The following is a 17,071-nucleotide window of genomic DNA, read 5'->3' as shown; positions in this document are numbered from 1 at the left end:
CCGCGGCGAACACTCGCTCGCATGAGCAGCGAGCAGAAGATCGAGTTTTACAAGGGCCCGGCGGGCGGCTGGGGCGCATTGCGCAGCGTGACGAATGCGCTGCTGCGGCAGGACATTCCGATCAAGGGCGCGAAGACGCTGCTCTCGGCCAACCAGCCTGACGGTTTCGATTGCCCGGGCTGCGCCTGGCCCGACCGCAACCACGCCTCCACCTTCGAGTTCTGCGAGAACGGCGTCAAGGCCGTGGCCGCCGAAGCCACCGCGCGCCGCGCCGGTCCGGAGTTGTTCGCGAAGCACACCGTGGCCGAACTGGCCGGGCAGAGCGACTTCTGGCTCGAAGACCAGGGCCGGCTCACTCACCCGATGGCCTACGACGCGGCGAGCGACAAGTACGTGCCCATCGAATGGGACGACGCCTTCGCGCGCATCGCCCGCCACCTGAACGCGCTGCCCGACCCCGACCAGGCCATCTTCTACACCTCGGGCCGGGCCAGCAACGAGGCGGCCTTCCTGTACCAGCTCTTCGTGCGCGAGTACGGCACCAACAATTTTCCCGACTGCTCGAACATGTGCCACGAGCCCAGCGGGAGCGGCATGCGCCCGCAGCTCGGCGTGGGCAAGGGCACGGTCACGCTCGACGACTTCGAGAAGGCCGACGCGATCTTCATCTTCGGCCAGAACCCCGGCACCAACCACCCGCGCATGCTCGGCGAACTGCGCGCGGCGTCGAAGCGCGGCGCGCGCATCGTGAGCTTCAACCCGCTGCGCGAGCGCGGCCTGGAACGCTTCGCCGACCCGCAGGACAAGCTGGAGATGGCGACCCTGGGCTCCACGCCCATCAGCACGCACTACTTCCAGCTGCGCGTGGGCGGCGACTTCGCCGCCGTCAAGGGAATGATGAAGCACGTCATCGAGCGCGAGGACGAGGCCGTGGCACGCGGCGAGCCTTCGGTGCTCGACCATGCATTCATCGCCGAGCACACCACCGGCTTCGATGCACTGGCGGCCGACCTGCGCGCCGAGCAGTGGGACATCCTGGTGCGCGAATCGGGCCTGAGCGAGGAACAGATTCGCGCTGCGGCCGACGTGTACCTGGGCGCCGAGCGCGTCATCGCCTGCTGGGGCATGGGCATCACGCAGCATCAGCATTCGGTGGCCACGATCCAGATGATCGGCAACCTGCTCATGATGCGCGGCAACATGGGCCGCGAGGGCGCGGGCGCCTGCCCGGTGCGCGGACACAGCAACGTGCAGGGCGACCGCACGATGGGCATCTGGGAGAAGCCGCCCGCCGCGCTGCTCGACCGCCTGCAGAAGGTGTTCGGCTTCGAGCCGCCGCGCCGCAACGGCGTCGATACCGTCGAGGCGATCCAGTCGATGCTCGACGGCAAGGGCAAGGTCTTCTTCGCGCTCGGCGGCAACTTCGCGGCCGCCACGCCCGACACCTACCAGACCTGGAAGGCGCTGAAGCAGTGCGAGCTCACGGTGCACGTGACCACCAAGCTCAACCGCAGCCACGTGATCCACGGGCGCGAAGCGCTCATCCTGCCGTGCCTGGGCCGCACCGAGATCGACATGCAGGCCGGCGGCCAGCAGGGCGTGACGGTGGAGGACTCCATGAGCATGGTGCACATCTCCATGGGCATCAACCCGCCCGCGTCGGAGCACCTGCTGTCAGAGCCGGCCATCGTCGCGCGGCTCGCCGCGGCCACGCTGGGCGCGCGCAGCAACACGCCGTGGCTGTGGCTCATCGAGGACTATTCGCGCATCCGCGACAAGATCGAAGCCGTGTTCGACGACTTCAAGGACTTCAACGCCCGCGTGGCGCACCCCGGCGGCTTCCGCCTGCGCAACACCGCGAACGAGCGCGTGTGGAACACCTCGTCGAAGAAGGCCGTGTTCTTCACGCATGCCGTGCCGCTGGACACGCCTTCGCACCGTGCCCGGGCACGATTCGCGAAAAAGGGCGACACCATCGTCTTCACGTTGCTGACCACGCGCTCGCACGACCAGTACAACACCACCATCTACGGCATGGACGACCGCTACCGCGGCGTGTTCGGCCAGCGCCGCGTGGTCTTCATCAACAAGGAAGACATCCGCGCGCTCGGCCTGAAGGACGGCGACTGGGTCGACATCCAGACCGTGTGGAACGACGGCCAGGAGCGCCGCGCCGACCGGTTCAAGCTGGTGGCCTACGACATCCCGCGCGGCAACATCGCGGCCTACTACCCCGAGACCAATCCGCTGGTGCCGCTGTCGGCCGTGGCCGAGAACGCCGGCACGCCGACTTCCAAGTCCATTCCCGTGGTGCTGGTGCCGCACGAGCTGCCGATCCAGAAACTGGCGGAGGACGAGGCAGACGGCATGGTGGCGGCGGCATGAGTGCGTTGCTGCAGGACAGCCTGTCGGTGGCCATCCTGCGCATGCTCGCGCAGGAGCCCGACGGCACGGGCGTCTCGCTGCCGCGCCTGGGCAAGCGGCTGGGCCAGGGTGCCAGCGTGCTGATGCGCCGGCTCACGATGATGGGCGATGCCGCCATCGGCGGCGTGCGCGGTCCGGGCTGGGTACGCGTGGTGCAGCATGACGACCGCTGGGTCGCGCACCTGCTCGAAGCCGGGCGGGCGCAGGTGGGAACACTTCCTCCCGAAGACGAGAACCGCGACTGAGCCGACAATGGCTCGACCAGCTGGAGCCCCCATGTCGAAGCCAGAAACCGACGATTCCGAAGACACCCTGCCACCGCTGTCGCGGCACGCCGTGCGCGTGTTCGGCGAGCGCGGCGTCGCGCCCGAAGGCGAGCTGCGCGACGACACCCTTGCTGCCGAGGTGCCGGTGGCACTGGTGTTCAACGGCGTCTCGCACGCGGTGATGATGGCCACCCCGCAGGACATGGATGCCTTCGCACTCGGCTTCGCGCTGAGCGAGGGCATCCTCGACACCGCCGCCGACTGCCGCGGCATCGACGTGCGCACCGTCGATGCTTCCGAAGCCGGCCTGCCCGCCGGCATGCCCGGCATCGAGGTACAGCTCGAGATTTCCACGCGCAGCTTCGAGCGCCTGAAAGACCGCCGCCGCAGCCTCGCGGGCCGCACCGGCTGCGGCGTGTGCGGCGTCGAGAGCTTCGCGGGGCTCGATCTGTCTCCGCAGCCCGTGCCCCGGCGCGACTGGATCGAACGCATCGACCTGCCCACCGTGCTGCGCGCCTTCGCGGCCATGCCGCCGCGCCAGGTGTTCAACGCCGAAGCCGGCGCAATCCACGCGGCTGCATGGGCCACTGTCGACGGCGAACTCACCGACCTGATGGAAGACGTCGGCCGCCACAACGCGCTCGACAAGCTCATCGGCAGCCTCGCACGCGCAAGCCGCCTGCAGGAGCCGGGCTTCGTGCTGATGTCCAGCCGCGGCAGCCATGAACTCGTGCGCAAGTGCGCGCGCGTGGGCATCGCGGCGATGGCGACCATCTCCGCGCCCACGGCCATGGGTGTGCGCATGGCCGAACTGTGCGGCCTGCGGTTCTGGGGGCTGTGCCGCGCGCCGCGGGGCGTGCTCTATGCCGACGGGCTCGCCGCGCCCTTGCCGAGCGCCAGCACCGCATCGGCCACGGCCTCGATGCCCTGATCCGAAAGATCACCGGCCACCACGCGCTGCCGCCCCGCCCAGGCACGGAAATGCAGCTCCTGCGACTTCTGATAGTGCGGGTCGTAATGCAGCGCCATCAGCTCCGCGAACAGATGCGGTAGATCCGCCTCATGCGCCCACTGCTGCCAGCGCGAAACGGTCTCCTTGCCCTGCAGTTCCTTGAGCGCGCCCAGCCTGTCGGCCAGCGCGTCCCGGTCATCACCCAGATAGGCGTAGTCGCGCAGCAGATAAGCCAGCCGTGCCTCGGGCGGGGCTGCCACCTCGATACATGGCGCGCCGCGCATCTGCGCCACCAGCGGCAATGGCAGCGACAGCCGCCCGATGCGGATGCTCTCGCCCTCCACGTACAGCGGACGCGAAAGATCGATGGTTTCAAGCACCGCCGCGATGCGCGTCTCGAAGTGCTTCTGCGAAGGCTGCGCCACGCCCGGCAGCGAACCGAGCAGCGATCCCTTGTGGCGGGCGAAATCTTCAAGGTCGAGCACTTGTGCGCCGCGCGCGGCCATCGCATGCAGCACGCGGGTCTTCGCACTGCCGGTCGCACCGCAGATCACGCGCAGGTCGAGCTTGGGCGTCAGCGTGTCGATCTGGGAGATGACATGCCGGCGGAAGCTCTTGTAGCCGCCCGCGAGTTGCTGCGCGTCCCAGCCGACCAGGCGCAGCCACGTCACCATCGAGCCGCTGCGCATGCCGCCGCGCCAGCAGTAGACCAGCGGCTTCCAGTTCTCGGGCCGGTCGGCCAGCGTCTCGCGCAGGTGCCGCGCGATGTTGGCCGCCACCATCGCGCCGCCGATGCGGCGTGCCTCGAATGCTCCTGTCTGCACGTAGACGGTGCCGACGATGTGGCGCTCCTCGTCGTTCAGCACCGGGCAGTTGATGGCGCCCGGGATGTGGTCGAGCGCGAACTCGGCCGGCGAGCGGGCGTCGATCAGCGTGTCGAAGGCGTGGCGGTCGGCCACCCGCACGGGCTGGCGATGACTCATGGCAAAAGGAACCTCATGCCCCCGATTGTCGGTGACAGGGGCGATCAGGCGTAGGCTGGCCCGAGCCCCTTGCGCAAGCGAGCGCTGGCAAAGTCCACCAGCGTGACCAGCACGAACATCGCGATCAGCACCGTCATCGCCTGCTGCTGCTGGAAGATCGACAGGTGGAAGTACAGCAGCTGCCCCAGTCCGCCACCGCCCACGAAGCCCAGCACGGCGGCCATGCGGATGTTCATTTCCCAGCGGTAGAGCGTGTAGGCCACCCACTGCGGCAGCACCAGCGGCAGGCTGGCGTAGCTGAAGGCAGTGACTGCATTCGCGCCCGACAGCGTCAGCGCCTGCTCGGGCTCGCGCGGCGCGTTCTCCAGCGCTTCGGCGAAGAGGCGCCCCAGCACGCCCGTGGTGTGCAGCGACAGCGCCAGCGCACCCGCGAAGGGGCCGATGCCGGCGGCCAGCACCATCAGCGCAGCCCACACCAGCTCGGGCACGCTGCGCAGGAAGTTGAGCGCAAAGCGTGCGGCATGGCGTGGCAGCCAGCCTGCGCGGCCCGATGCGGGCAAGGCCAGCACCGCGCCCGCGAGCGCGGCCAGCACGGTGCCGAGGGCCGATACCGCCAGCGTCTGCAGGGCGCCGGTGCCCGCCTTGGCAAGGAAGTCGGGCGAGAGGTCCGGCGGGAAGAACTCCACGATGAACTTGCCCATGAGCCGCAGCGACTCCATCGAACCGAGCGCGCGGTAGTCGATGCCCAGGTAGGCGAAGCTCGCGACCACCGCCGTGCCGATCAGCAGCAGGGCGATGCGGCAGCGCCAGCACGGCGCCGGGCGCGGAGGCAGCGTCTTCGTCGTCATGCCAAGAGCCTCCGCAACGCGCTGCTCAGCAGGTCGGCCAGCAGCACCAGCGCCAGGAACACCAGCAGGATGCTGCTGGCTTCGCCGCCGTTGAGCATCTTCATCGACTGGTCCATCAGCTGCCCCAGCCCGCCCGCGCCCACGAAGCCCATCACCACCGAGGCGCGCACCGCGCATTCCCAGCGGTAGACGGTGTACGAGGCCAGCTCCTGCGCAGTGTTCGGCAGCAGGCCGTAGCACAGCGCCGCGAGCCGGCCGCTGCCGCCTTCGAGCAGCGCGCGGGCCGGGCGCGTGTCGGCCGATTCGAGGATCTCCGCGTAGACCTTGCCCAGCATGCCGCCGTAGGTGATGGCCAGCGCCAGCACACCCGAGGCCGGCCCGAGCCCGAGCGCGCGCACGAAGAGCAGCGCCCAGACGATCTCCGGAATCGCCCGCAGCACCATCAGCAGCCAGCGCGCGGCCTGCCGCACGACGCCGGCCTGCACCCGGCCCGGCCCCGGTCCGATGCGCGAGATGGAAAGCGCGCGCGTCGTCACGAAGCCCAGCGGCGCGCCGATCAGCAATGCGAGGGCAGTGCCGGCCGTGGCCATGGCCAGCGTCTCCAGCGTGGCCTTGAAGAGCAGGGCGAGAAAGGCCGGCGAGCCATCGGGCGGAAAGAAGCCCGCCAGGAAGCCGCCGATGACCGCGAGATTGCCGCTGCCGAACAGCGCCCACGGCTTGAACTCGGACAGCGAAAGCATCGGCCAGGCGATGGCCAGCGCCGCGGCCCAGGCGGCCAGCCGGCGCGTGGCGTGCGGGTCTCGCAAGGCCGGGTTGCCGATTGCGGCCGGGGTGCTCAAGGGCAGTCCGGCCTGTGGAAGGCCGGCTCCATGGCCGCGCCGGCCGGCTGCGGTTGCAGCCTCGCGACACCGCCTTCGCTCGCGTACAGCGCATCGAGCATCTCGGGCGTGACCTGGTCGGCCGTCAGGTCGAACATCACTCCACCGCCGCGCATGCCGACGATGCGCGGAAACCAGCGCAGCGCGAGGTCCACCGCGTGCAGCGAGGCGATCAGCGTCGCGCCCGTCGATTCGCTCTGCGCGACGAGCTGGCCGATGGCGGCATCGGCCAGCGTGGGGTCGAGCGCCGACACCGGCTCGTCCGCCAGCAGCAGCGCCGGCCGCTGGTACAGCACGCGCGCGATGCCCACGCGCTGCAGCTGGCCGCCGGAGAGCCGGTCGCAGCGCTCGAAGAGCCGCTCTTCCAAGCCCAGCCGCGCGAGCGCCTCGTGCGCGCCGGCGATGTCCGATGGATGGAAAAGCGAGCCCAGCGCGCGCAGCGTCGACCACTCGCCGAGCCGCCCAGCCAGCACGGCGGTGACCACGCGCAGCCGCGGCGCGATGGGCGGCGACTGGTGCACGGTGCCGATGCGGGCGCGCAGCTTCTTCAGCGCCGCGGCAGGCAGCTGCCAGGGCTTCGCGTCCAGCACCTGCACTTCGCCCTCGGTAGGCCGCAGCGCCGCGCCGAGCACGCGCAGCAGCGTGGTCTTGCCGGCGCCCGAGGGCCCGATGACGGCGATGCGTTCGCCGTCGCGCGCGGACAGCGTCACGCCGGCCAGGGCGCGCTGGCCGTTGGGGTGGATCACGCCGACGGCGTCGAGGGAGAAGCTCACGCCAGGGGGCTTTCGGAGGCTGCACCCTCACCTCGGCCCTCTCCCGCAAGCGGGAGAGGGAGCAGGTGCGAAAGGGCGAACGGAGGAGAAGGTTGTTCGCCGTCCGGCTGTTGGCTCCCTCTCCCGCTTGCGGGAGAGGGTTGGGGTGAGGGTCCCCTCGCCTCCGGACAAATCACTTGATCAGACCAGCCGACTTGCCCGCCGTCTCGATCCCGTCGTAGTTCGACGACTTGGTCGGGATGAACTTGCTCGCGCGCTGCAGCGCCATGATTTCCTTGTGCGCCGGGTTGGCCGGGTCGAGCTTGAGGAAGGCGTCGGTCAGCTTCTTCGTGACCGCGGGGTCGAGGCCGGGGCGCACCGTCCAGTTGTAGTCGTAGTAGGTCGGCGTGGTGGCCAGCACGCGCACCTTGGCGGCGTTGGGGTTCTTTGCCTCCACCAGCTTGTCCCACACCGACGCGTTGAGCACGCCGGCTTCGGCGCGCGAGGCGGCCACGAAGGCCACGGTGGCGTCGTGCGCGCCCGAGAACGCGACGGTCTTGAAGTCCTTCTCGGGGTTGATGCCCGCCTGCAGCAGGAAGTAGCGCGGCATCAGGCTGCCCGAGGTGGAGGAGGGCGCGCCGAAGGCGAAGGTCTTGCCCTTCAGGTCGGCCAGCGTCTTGGCGGTGCTGTCAACCGGCACGATGAACTTGCTGGTGAACACCTCGTCCTCCGCGCGCTGCACGATGGGCACCGCGCCGCCGTTGGTGCGGATGCGCGCCTGCACGAAGGTGAATCCGCCGAGCCAGGCCAGGTCGATCTTGTTGGTGGCCAGGCCCTCGACCACGGCGGCGTAGTCGGTCACGGGCGTGAACTGCACGCCCATGCCGGTTTCCTTCTTGAGATAGTCGCCCAGCGGCGTGAACTTGCGCTGAAGCTCGGTGGGCGCTTCGTCGGGAATGGCCGAGACGCGCAGCACGCCCTGCGCGAAGGCGCCGGCGCTTGCGGCGCAGAAGCTCAGGGCAAGGGCCAGTCGGGTGAGTGTCTTTTTCATGGATGCGCCTCGGAGGCTTGCGGTTTTGGAAAGGACGGGATTGTAGAAAGCGGGCCCGATTCGATAATCGCGCCATGAACCCGACTCTCATGAACCCGCTCGCGCCCCTGCGCCTCACGAGCTTTTCGCATGGTGGCGGCTGCGGCTGCAAGATCGCGCCAGGCGTGCTGTCGCAGATCCTGAAGAACCAGGCCGGCGGGCTGATTCCGCCCGAGCTCATGGTGGGCATCGAGACCGCCGACGACGCGGCCGTCTACCGGCTCAACGACCAGCAGGCGCTGATCGCGACCACCGACTTCTTCATGCCCATCGTCGACGACCCATACGAGTTCGGCCGCATCGCCGCGACCAACGCGATCAGCGACGTGTACGCGATGGGCGGGCGCCCGATCATGGCGCTGGCGCTCGTGGCCATGCCGATCAACCAGCTGCCGGTGGAGGTCATCGCCGAGATCGTGCGCGGCGGGCAGGACGTGTGCCGCGCGGCCGGCATCCCTATTGCGGGCGGCCACACCATCGATTCGGTCGAGCCGATCTACGGCCTCGTCGCCATGGGCCTGGTGCACCCCGAGCGCGTGCGCCGCAACGCCGACGCGAAGGCCGGCGACGTGCTCGTGCTGGGCAAGCCGCTGGGCGTGGGCGTGCTCTCCGCCGCGCTCAAGAAGGAACAGCTCTCCGAGACCGGCTACCGCCAGCTCATCGAAAACACCACCAAGCTCAACACGCCCGGCATCGCGCTTTCGGCGCTCGAAGGCGTGCACGCGCTGACCGACGTCACCGGTTTCGGCCTGGCCGGCCACACGCTCGAACTGGCGCGCGGCGCGAAGCTCAGGGCCGTCGTCGAATGGTCGAAGGTGCCGCTGCTGGAGAACGTGCTGGCCATGGCCGCCGAAGGCTTCGTCACCGGCGCGTCGGGCCGCAACTGGGCCGGCTACGGCGCCGAGGTGAGCCTCGCGCCCGGACTGCACGCCACCACGCAGAACCTGCTGAGCGACCCGCAGACCTCGGGCGGCCTGCTCGTGAGCTGCGCGCCCGGTGCGGTCGATGCGGTGCTGAAGGTCTTCCATGACGAGGGCTTCTCGCGCGCGGCCGTCATCGGCCGTGTGGAAGTCGGCGAGCCCTCGCTGCACGTGGTGCCCTGAAGAGGCGGTTCTACGCCGGCTCGTCGAGTCGGCAGTCGCCGTCGCAAGCTCGGATCGCGCAGCAGGCGAATGCCCGCTCGACGGCGGAAGGGGGAAGGAGTCGAACCTTCCCGGCGACGACTGGCGCCACCAACCGGGTTTGAAGCCCGGCCGCCCCACCAGGGACGATCCCCTCCCATGATCTGCTTCGTCGTTCAAGGCTTCGCCCCGAACAGCGACGTATCCGGCCGCAGCAGGTGCGTGTCCTTCACGCGCCGCGTGTAACCCACACGATCGAAGAATTCCAGCAGCTGGATCGCACGCTTGCGCCCCAGCCCGGTCGCGTCCCTGAAGCTCGCGGCCTCGAGGCCTGCGGGCCCGTCGAGGCAATCGCGCGCGATCGCCGCAAGGCGCTCCACGGTCGCCAGTGGATAGTACAGGTCCTTCACCACCTGGAAGGTCTCGCCGCGCCGTGCGAGGCTTGCGAGCGTCTGCCGCACCATCGCCTCGCTCGCCGCGCAGTCCTTCGCCAGGTCGCGCACCCATGGCGGATCGAAGCCGCCGTCGGCCAGCCTGGGCAGCAGCTTCTGCGCGAGCTTCTGCTCGGCTTCGTTGAGGCGTGCGGCGTGGTCCGGCAGATGCAGCCATGTGTCGCTGCGCACCAGCGTGCCGCGCGCGACCAGCTCGTCGAGCGCATGGCGCCAGAGCGCGTCGTCGGTGCGCGGCCCGGCCAGGCGCTTGAGGCGGCGGGCGTCGGGGCCGACCTCGTCGGGCGCCGTGCGATGGAAATCCGCGAGACGCTCGGCGATCTGTTCTTCGAGCGCCCCCAGGTGCGACCGGGCGATCGCCGTATGGCCGATGCGCACCGCGTCGGCAGGCAGCGGCAGCGCTTCTTCGTCGGCCAGCGAGAGCGCACGCACCACCTGCGCGGTGTCGATGCCCATCGGCGCGTTGTGCAGCAGCGCGGTCACGCGGGCAGCGCGGTCGTCGATGGCCCATGCTGCCAGCGTGCGCAGCCGCTCGGGCGTGCGGCGATAGCGCACCGGCGCGAAGGGATCGAGCACGTGCACGCCCGCCGCCGTGCGCGTGGCCGAGGCATCGCGCAGCACGCCGCGGTCGCCGTGCCATGCGCCTACGGGTTCGCGCAGCACCAGCTGGGCCAGCGCGGTCTCGCCGGGCGCGAGCGCGTCGCGGTCGAGCAGCGCGACCGATGCCATCACGTCGCTCGCGCCCAGGTGCGCATGCACCGTCGCACCCGAGCGCAGCGGCTTCGCCTCGTCGGGCCACAGCGTGAGCAGCACGTCGATGCGCGCCGAAGCGAGCGCGACGGACTGCGCGCAGATCCACTCGCCGCGATGCACCTCGTCCTTGCCGATGCCGGCCAGTGCGAGCGCGCAGCGCTGCCCGGCATGCGCCGATTCGGCCTGCTGGTTCTGCGCATGGATGCCGCGCACGCGCACCATGCGGCTGCCCGGCGCGATGCGCAACTCGTCGCCGATGCGCACCGTGCCGCTGAAGACCGTGCCGGTGACGACGGTGCCCACGCCCGAGAGGCTGAACGACCGGTCCACCGCGAGCCGGAAGGCCAGGCCGTCCTCACGCGCGCGCTCCTGCCGCGCCACGTCGAGCAGCCGCTCGCGCAGCGCATCGATGCCTTCGCCCGTCGTCGCAGATACCGCCAGCATCGGGGCACCGGCCAGCGGCGTGGGCGCTAGCAGGGCAGCGATGCCGGCCCGCACCTCCGCGAGCCGCGCCTCGCGCACGCCGGCATCGATGCGGTCGATCTTGGTGATGGCCACCGTCGCCGAGCGAACGCCGAGCAGCGCCACCACCGCGAAATGCTCGCGCGTCTGCGGCATCACGCCGTCGTCGGCCGCCACCACCAGCAGTGCGTGGTCGATGCCGGTCGCGCCGGCCAGCATGGTGTGCAGCAGGCGCTCGTGGCCCGGCACGTCGACGAAGCCCAGCGACACGCCGTCGGGCGCGTGCAGGTACGCGTAGCCGAGTTCGATGGAAATGCCGCGCCGCTTCTCCTCGGGCAGGCGGTCGGTGTCCACGCCTGTGAGCGCGCGCACCAGCGTGGTCTTGCCGTGGTCGATGTGGCCTGCAGTGCCGATGATCATCGTGGGTGTGCCGTCACATGAAGTTGCGGGTGTGCAGCTCGGCGAGGCGCTGCGCCTCGTCGTGCCCGAAGCCCAGCCGCGAGAGCCGCGCCCGGCGCCCGGCCGCCATGTCGCGCTGCAGCTGCTGCACGGCCGCGTGCCCGCGCGCGACGGCTGCGGGCGAGAGTTCGCCCGCAGCCAGCAGCACCAGCGCGTCGAACACTTCCTCGTTGAGGCCCGCCGTGCCGGCCAGCGTGTCGTAGCGCAGCTCGATGGCGTTGCGCAGCCGCACTTGGTAGTCGGGCTGCACCGAGAGCCGGTATTCCAGGTGCGCCATGCCGAAGGCGACGTGGCGCGCCTCGTCGCGTGCCGCGAGCCGCGCGATCTGCCGCGTCACCGGGTCGGGCGCGTGCGCGTGCAAAAAGTTGAGCAGGTTCACGAAGCTGCCTTCGCCGAGCACGGCCAGCAGGAAGGTGGCAATGGAGAAATCGGGCGCGTCGAACAGCGTGCGCAGCGAAGCCTGCCCGCCCGCGGTCGAGAGCGCGGGCCGGTGGCCGCGCAGCGTGGCGCGCCGGGCGAAGACTTCGACATGCCGCGCCTCGTCGGCGCACTGCAGCGCCAGCAACTGCAGCACCTCGCGGAAATGCGGGTGGATCTGCCCCAGGTGGCGCGCCGGCACCAGCAGCGCGGCGTTCTCGTTCTCGATGAGGTACGTCATCACCTGCACGACTGCAGCCTCGACGGCGTCCGGCAGCTCGAATGGCGCGTCCCAGTCGATGGCGGTGGCCGGGTCCCACTGGGCCGCGGCCGCCTGCCTGTAGAGCTCGCCGGCCGTCGCGGCCCAGAGTTCGTCGCGGCGGTGCAGCGCGAAGAAGAAGGGCGGGCTGCCGGCTTCCACCGTGGCGCCGCGCGCGGCCAGGCCCCAGCCGGAAGCGGCGTCTTCGGCGGGAACATCGTCGGCGCTGCCGGTCGTTTGCGCGCCGAGCCAGCGGCCCTCGGCATGCGGGCCGCGCGTGACCACTGCATCGTCTGCCTCGAAGTGCAGCGCATGCCCCTGGCTCCGGCACCAGGCCTCCAGGTGCATGCGCCAGTCCGGCGAGCGTCCGCGCACGCGCAGCTCGCCGCGCACCGGCCGTTCGGCCAGTGCGCGGCGGATGAGCAGCAGGGCGCCCTGGTCGAGGCCCAGCGACTCAATATCGATAGTCGGGATTGGTGATGCGGCCATCGCCGTCGTAGAAACCTTCGTCGTCCACCGCGCGTTCGAGCAGCGCATAGCCGCTGGTGCGGCCGGTGCGCCATTCGCGCAGTCCTTCGAGCTCGAGCAGCGGACGCACCTGCGGGTCGTCCCAGCGCATCGCCATCAGCAGCGAGACGAAGCGGTCGACCAGCGCCGCCGGCGCGCCGGGGCTGGTGGTGAAGTTGCAGTGGTCGTAGGCGCCGGTGCGCGCCACCACGCGGGTGCTGCCCGGCGGCAGCGTGCCGTCGAGGCCGAAGGCCAGGTGGTTGCCGTCGATCAGGCAGCAGGCGTCGATCTCGCCCGCCATCAGCGCCAGTGCCGCGTCGCGCTCGCCGCCGATGTGATCGCCGTGCTTGCCGCCGAGCACGTCGAAGCAGCGAGCCTCGAAGTCGCCCTGCTTCACCAGGCCTTCGCTGCGCAGGTGGTCGAGCGGGATCAGCGTGGCCTGCGGCGAATCGAGCGCGCCGAGGCCGACGGTCTTGCCGCGCAGGTCTGTCAGCGACCGCACGGGGCTGTCGGCGCGCACGACGATGGCCGAGCGAAGGTCGCAGTCGGTGTCGCGCATGGCCACGGCCTGCACCTTCAGGCCCCGGCTGCGCGCGATGCGCTCGGCGCGCACCCAGGCCAGCGGCGAGTTCCATGCGAGGTGCAGCGTGCCGTCGAACTGCGCCTCGACCTGGCTTTCGTAGTTCGAATACAGCACGTAGTCGAAGGCCAGGCCGTTCTTCGCGAAGAAGGCCTTGAAGCCTTCCCAGATGGTGACGACCTTGGGCGCGTAGGCCACGGCGCCCATGATCAGCGTGGGTTCGGGCATGGAGTCGATCCTTTCCTCAGAACAGCGGCAGGCCGGTGATGGCCTTGCCGATGAAGTCGTAGAGCACGTCGGAGGTCGGCGCCATCACGCTCGATGCGCGGGCGTCGCGGAAGAGGCGCTCGATGCCCGCCTCCTTGCGGAAGGCCGCGCCGCCGCACACGCGCATCGCGATGTCGGTGACTTCGAGCGCCGTCTCGGCCGCGGCTGCCTTCACCTCGAGCACGCGCAGCATGGTGTCGGCACGGCCCGCGCCGACGGCGGCGATGGTGTCGTCCAGCAGTGCCTGCGCCATGTCGGCCTTGATGCGCGCCTTCGCCAGGTAGGCGCGGATGGTGGGCAGGTCGGCTAGCGACGAATCGAGGTGCACGTGCCGCGTCTGGCTCACGTGGCCGATGGCGCCCTGCAGCGCGCCTTCCATCAGCCCGGTCGAGCAGGCGGCGCTGAGCACCGAGAACCACGGCAGCACCACGCCCATCATGGCGTCGAAGCCCTTGCCGTCCTCGCCGAGCCTGGCGCTCGCGGGAATGCGCAAGTTGCTCGCTGTGATCGGCGTGGAGGCGTTGCCGCGCAGGCCCAGCCCGTCGAAGCGGCCGGGCTGGTCCAGGCCGTCGGACTTGGCATCGACCAGCCACAGCGTGCTGGCGCCTTCGGCGGCGAGCGGCTTGCTCGACCACACGTAGCTGTCGGCCTCGAAGGCGGATGTGACCCAGCTCTTGCGCGCATCGAGCACCACGTTGCCGCCGTCCGCGCGCGCGGTGCCGGTGGGCGCCCAGAAATGGCTGCGCGAATCGGCCTCGGAAAAGGCCAGCGTGCTCAGGTGCGTGCCCTTGGCGATCGCGCGGCGCGTTTCCTCGGGGCCGAACTGTTCCAGCACTGCCGTGGCGCAGTAGTGCATGCACACGATCATCGCGGTGGAAGGACAGGTCTGCGCGATGCGCGAGACCACCTGCGCGGCCTCCTTCAGGCCCAGGCCCTGGCCGCCGACCGACGCGGCCGAGACCAGCCCGAGCAGGCCGGCCTCGCCCAGCGCCGAGATCGTCTCTCGTGGAAAGCGTCCCTCGGCGTCGGTGCGCTGGGCCAGGGGCTTCAGCGTTTGCGTTTCGATACCGGCGAGCACGTCGAGGGGGTTCATCGCTTTCTCCAGGGAGGCGGTTGAGGGAATCGATCTACAGGAGGCGCTCGCGCAGGGTGGCGAGCTGGTCCGTGAACGGGGCGCTGTCTTCCAGGCAGCGCAGGTCGAGCAGCAGCCGGTCTTCGGCGACGCGGCCGATCACCGGCAGCGGCAGGCCGCGCAGCGCGGTGGCGAGGGCATCGAGCGCGGTGCCGATGCCCTTCTTCGAAGTGCCGGCCGGCGCGATCGCAAGACCCGCCGATGGCAGCCGCTCGACCGGCAGCGAGCCGGAGCCGATCTGCCCGAGCAGCGGCACCACTTCGACCGTGAAGCGCGGCGACACGGCCGCCTGCACCGGCTCGCGCAGTGCCTGGGCCATCTCCCGGATCGCATCGGCGGGGCGGGTGAGCAGCCGCAGCGTCGGCAGGTCCTGCGCGAGGCGCTCGGGCCGCAGGTACAGCGACAGGGTGGCTTCGAGCGCCGCCAGCGGCAGCTTGCTCATGCGCAGCGCGCGCTTCATCGGGAACTTGCGGATGCGGCCGACGGCCTCCTTGCTCCCCACGATGAGGCCGGCCTGCGGGCCGCCCAGCAGCTTGTCGCCCGAGAAGGTGACCACGTCGCAGCCGGCTGCGAGCATCTCCTGCGGCAGCGGTTCGCGCGGCAGCCCGTAGCGCGCGAGGTCGATGAGCGAGCCGCTGCCCAGGTCGGTGGCCAGCGGCACGCCGCGCGCATGCGCGATGCCGGCGAGCATGGCCTCGTCGACGGCCGAGGTGAAGCCCTGCACCGCGTAGTTGCTGGTGTGCACCTTCATCACCAGCGCGGTGCGTTCGTTGATGGCGCGCTCGTAGTCCTGCGGATGCGTGCGGTTGGTTGTGCCGACCTCGACCATGCGCGCGCCGGCGCTGGCCATCACGTCGGGCATGCGGAAGGCGCCGCCGATCTCGACCAGCTCGCCGCGCGAGACGATCACTTCGCGCTCGCGCGCCAGCGCGGCGATGGTCAGCAGCACGGCGGCCGCGTTGTTGTTGACCACCGTGGCGGCCTCGGCGCCGGTGATGGTGCACAGCAGCTCTTCGACCAGCGAGTCGCGGTCGCCGCGGCTGCCGGTGGCGAGGTCGTACTCGAGGTTGTTGGGCGATGTCATCACCGCGAGCAGCCGCTGCAGCGCCGCGTCGGCCAGCAATGCGCGGCCCAGGTTGGTGTGGATGACTGTGCCCGTGAGGTTCAGCACCGCCTTCATGCGCGGCGCGAGGCGCGACTGGATGCGCGCGGCGAGCGCGCCGCCCAGTGCATCAGGCTGCACCTCCGCAGCGGCGAGCTTGCCCGCGACGGCTTTCGCGCGCAGGCCATCGAGCAGCCCGCGCGCCTCTTTCACCACGAGCGTATGGCCATGCTCGGCCAGCAATGCGCCCGGCACGGCGAGGCGCAGCAATTGATCGACAGAAGGCAGATCCTGGGGCCTTGCCGTCGAGCCGTGGACCACGGACTCTTCGGGCATCGCCATCAGCCGCCTCCGCCGTCGTCGGGGATTTCGGGCTCGCCGAAAAGGAGCATCAGGTTATGGCCGCTGCGCTGGTGGCCGGCTTCGGAGACGAGCAGGTCGAGTGTGACGCTCGCCAGATCGTCCGCGACGGGCTCGACCTCGGGGTCTTTCTCCATCACGACCTGCTTGAGGTAGTGGCCGCAGCTGTCGCAGCATTCGGCCTTCACTGCGCCCTCGCGCGCGCCGGTGGCGGGCAGTTCCACGCCGGGCTGCGGCGCCAGCGACTCGAAGTGGATGCCCTTGGTGCTTTCGCAGTGCGTGCACTTGATGCGCACGTAATGCCACTCGGTGCCGCACAGCGAGCAGTGCAGGTAGCGGAAGCCCGCCTCGTCGGCGCCGATACGCGTGATGCTCACGGTGGGCGCGCTGCCGCAGCAGGGGCATTCGTTGCCGGGGTCGGTGCGGCCGTAGATGTTCTCGCCCGCGCTCTCGGCCACCTGCAGCACCAGATGCGTCCAGTAGGCCTGCAGCCCGGCGGCGATGAGCGGGGCGGCCGCGAGGTCGAGGCCGAACATGATGCGGCGCGAAAGCCGGTCGGCCTGCGCGTCGATCCATGCGTCGTCGGCGGCCGCGACGCGGTCGAGCGTGTCGCGTGCGGAGCCTTCGGGTAGCCTGGCGCGAAAGAGGGCGAGCAGCCGGCGCAATTCCTTCAGCCACACCGGGTCGCGCGTCCAGCCGAAGGCGGGCATCGGGGGCTTGAGCACCTTCGCGGCGGCTTCGAGCGCTTCGGTCTCGGGCAGCTCGACTGGCGCGTAGTCCTGCAGCACCTGGTGCTGCGCCTGCGCGAGGTCGGCGATGAAGATCAGGTACTCGCGCATCGGATGCGAGGCGGCGAGCTGGCGCAGGCGAAGCTGCCGGTCGGAGAAGGCGAGGGCGCGCACCGGCAGGCGCAGGAACGGCATCTGCCGTCCGGCCTGCATCGCGATCTGCTCGGGCTCGAGGACGCGGGTGGTCCGGATCGGCGGTGGGCTGCCGGTGGAACTCGTCAT

Annotated in this window: 15 protein-coding genes and 1 tRNA gene; 4 read left to right on the top strand and 12 right to left on the bottom strand. The window is 70.4% G+C overall.

Translation table 11 applies throughout. The features are described from left to right. Positions 1-21 precede the first annotated feature (21 nt). From ABL838_RS24615 to fdhD, 3 genes are read left to right on the top strand one after another with little or no spacing between them, the layout of a single operon-like run. Positions 22-2,385 carry an FdhF/YdeP family oxidoreductase gene (locus ABL838_RS24615; protein ID WP_418122347.1) on the top strand — a complete coding sequence of 788 codons (2,364 nt, stop codon included), beginning with the start codon at positions 22-24 and terminating at the stop codon, positions 2,383-2,385. Beyond that, positions 2,382-2,669: a hypothetical protein gene (locus ABL838_RS24610; RefSeq protein WP_418122346.1), complete on the top strand. Its 288-nt coding sequence runs from the start codon at positions 2,382-2,384 to the stop codon at positions 2,667-2,669. Before ABL838_RS24615 ends, ABL838_RS24610 begins: the two co-directional genes overlap by 4 nt. A gap of 31 nt (positions 2,670-2,700) precedes the next feature. After that, positions 2,701-3,621 carry a formate dehydrogenase accessory sulfurtransferase FdhD gene (gene fdhD / locus ABL838_RS24605; RefSeq protein ID WP_418122345.1) on the top strand — a complete coding sequence of 307 codons (921 nt, stop codon included), beginning with the start codon at positions 2,701-2,703 and terminating at the stop codon, positions 3,619-3,621. On the opposite strand, the gene mnmH is transcribed toward fdhD, so the two are convergent. The 5 genes from mnmH to ABL838_RS24580 form a co-directional block, all read right to left on the bottom strand. Further along, on the bottom strand, positions 3,552-4,625 hold the full coding sequence (mnmH, locus tag ABL838_RS24600) for a tRNA 2-selenouridine(34) synthase MnmH (RefSeq protein WP_418122344.1): 1,074 nt from the start codon (positions 4,623-4,625) through the stop codon (positions 3,552-3,554). The two genes, fdhD and mnmH, sit on opposite strands and share 70 nt — an antisense overlap. Positions 4,626-4,669: 44 nt before the next feature. After that, the gene (phnE, locus tag ABL838_RS24595) at positions 4,670-5,473 is read right to left on the bottom strand and encodes a phosphonate ABC transporter, permease protein PhnE (RefSeq protein ID WP_418122343.1); all 804 of its coding nucleotides are present in this window, start codon (positions 5,471-5,473) and stop codon (positions 4,670-4,672) included. Next, positions 5,470-6,312 (bottom strand): PhnE/PtxC family ABC transporter permease, encoded by an 843-nt coding sequence (locus tag ABL838_RS24590; protein ID WP_418122342.1) that lies wholly within the window; start codon positions 6,310-6,312, stop codon positions 5,470-5,472. Before ABL838_RS24590 ends, phnE begins: the two co-directional genes overlap by 4 nt. Then, positions 6,309-7,124 carry a phosphonate ABC transporter ATP-binding protein gene (locus ABL838_RS24585; RefSeq protein ID WP_418122341.1) on the bottom strand — a complete coding sequence of 272 codons (816 nt, stop codon included), beginning with the start codon at positions 7,122-7,124 and terminating at the stop codon, positions 6,309-6,311. Before ABL838_RS24585 ends, ABL838_RS24590 begins: the two co-directional genes overlap by 4 nt. 172 nt (positions 7,125-7,296) lie before the next feature. Further along, positions 7,297-8,154 (bottom strand): putative selenate ABC transporter substrate-binding protein, encoded by an 858-nt coding sequence (locus ABL838_RS24580; RefSeq protein ID WP_418122339.1) that lies wholly within the window; start codon positions 8,152-8,154, stop codon positions 7,297-7,299. 74 nt (positions 8,155-8,228) lie between these two features. Between ABL838_RS24580 and selD the strand changes: the two genes are divergently transcribed. After that, positions 8,229-9,296 (top strand): selenide, water dikinase SelD, encoded by a 1,068-nt coding sequence (selD, locus tag ABL838_RS24575; protein WP_418122338.1) that lies wholly within the window; start codon positions 8,229-8,231, stop codon positions 9,294-9,296. Between the two features lie 84 nt (positions 9,297-9,380). Here the strand turns inward: selD and ABL838_RS24570 are convergent. The 7 genes from ABL838_RS24570 to fdhE form a co-directional block, all read right to left on the bottom strand. Continuing rightward, positions 9,381-9,473: transfer RNA gene (locus ABL838_RS24570), tRNA-Sec, on the bottom strand. A 17-nt stretch (positions 9,474-9,490) separates the two neighbouring features. After that, a complete protein-coding gene (selB, locus tag ABL838_RS24565; protein ID WP_418122337.1) occupies positions 9,491-11,398 on the bottom strand; it encodes a selenocysteine-specific translation elongation factor in 1,908 nt (635 codons plus the stop codon). Between the two features lie 13 nt (positions 11,399-11,411). Next, positions 11,412-12,602, bottom strand: a complete 1,191-nt coding sequence (locus tag ABL838_RS24560) for a ferritin-like domain-containing protein (protein WP_418122336.1) — start codon at positions 12,600-12,602, stop codon at positions 11,412-11,414. Continuing rightward, on the bottom strand, positions 12,568-13,428 hold the full coding sequence (locus tag ABL838_RS24555) for a phosphate/phosphite/phosphonate ABC transporter substrate-binding protein (RefSeq protein WP_418122334.1): 861 nt from the start codon (positions 13,426-13,428) through the stop codon (positions 12,568-12,570). The genes ABL838_RS24560 and ABL838_RS24555 overlap by 35 nt, the downstream gene beginning before the upstream one ends. A gap of 16 nt (positions 13,429-13,444) precedes the next feature. Next, complete coding sequence (locus ABL838_RS24550; protein ID WP_418122333.1) at positions 13,445-14,560, bottom strand: acyl-CoA dehydrogenase family protein; 1,116 nt, start codon at positions 14,558-14,560, stop codon at positions 13,445-13,447. 34 nt (positions 14,561-14,594) lie between these two features. Then, complete coding sequence (gene selA / locus ABL838_RS24545; RefSeq protein WP_418122331.1) at positions 14,595-16,043, bottom strand: L-seryl-tRNA(Sec) selenium transferase; 1,449 nt, start codon at positions 16,041-16,043, stop codon at positions 14,595-14,597. Beyond that, positions 16,043-17,071: a formate dehydrogenase accessory protein FdhE gene (gene fdhE, locus ABL838_RS24540; RefSeq protein ID WP_418122329.1), complete on the bottom strand. Its 1,029-nt coding sequence runs from the start codon at positions 17,069-17,071 to the stop codon at positions 16,043-16,045. The genes selA and fdhE overlap by 1 nt, the downstream gene beginning before the upstream one ends.

Source organism: Variovorax sp. 160MFSha2.1 (assembly GCF_048305075.1).
GTDB lineage: Bacteria > Pseudomonadota > Gammaproteobacteria > Burkholderiales > Burkholderiaceae_C > Variovorax > Variovorax guangxiensis.
This window is presented reverse-complemented; position numbering and strand designations above follow the sequence as displayed.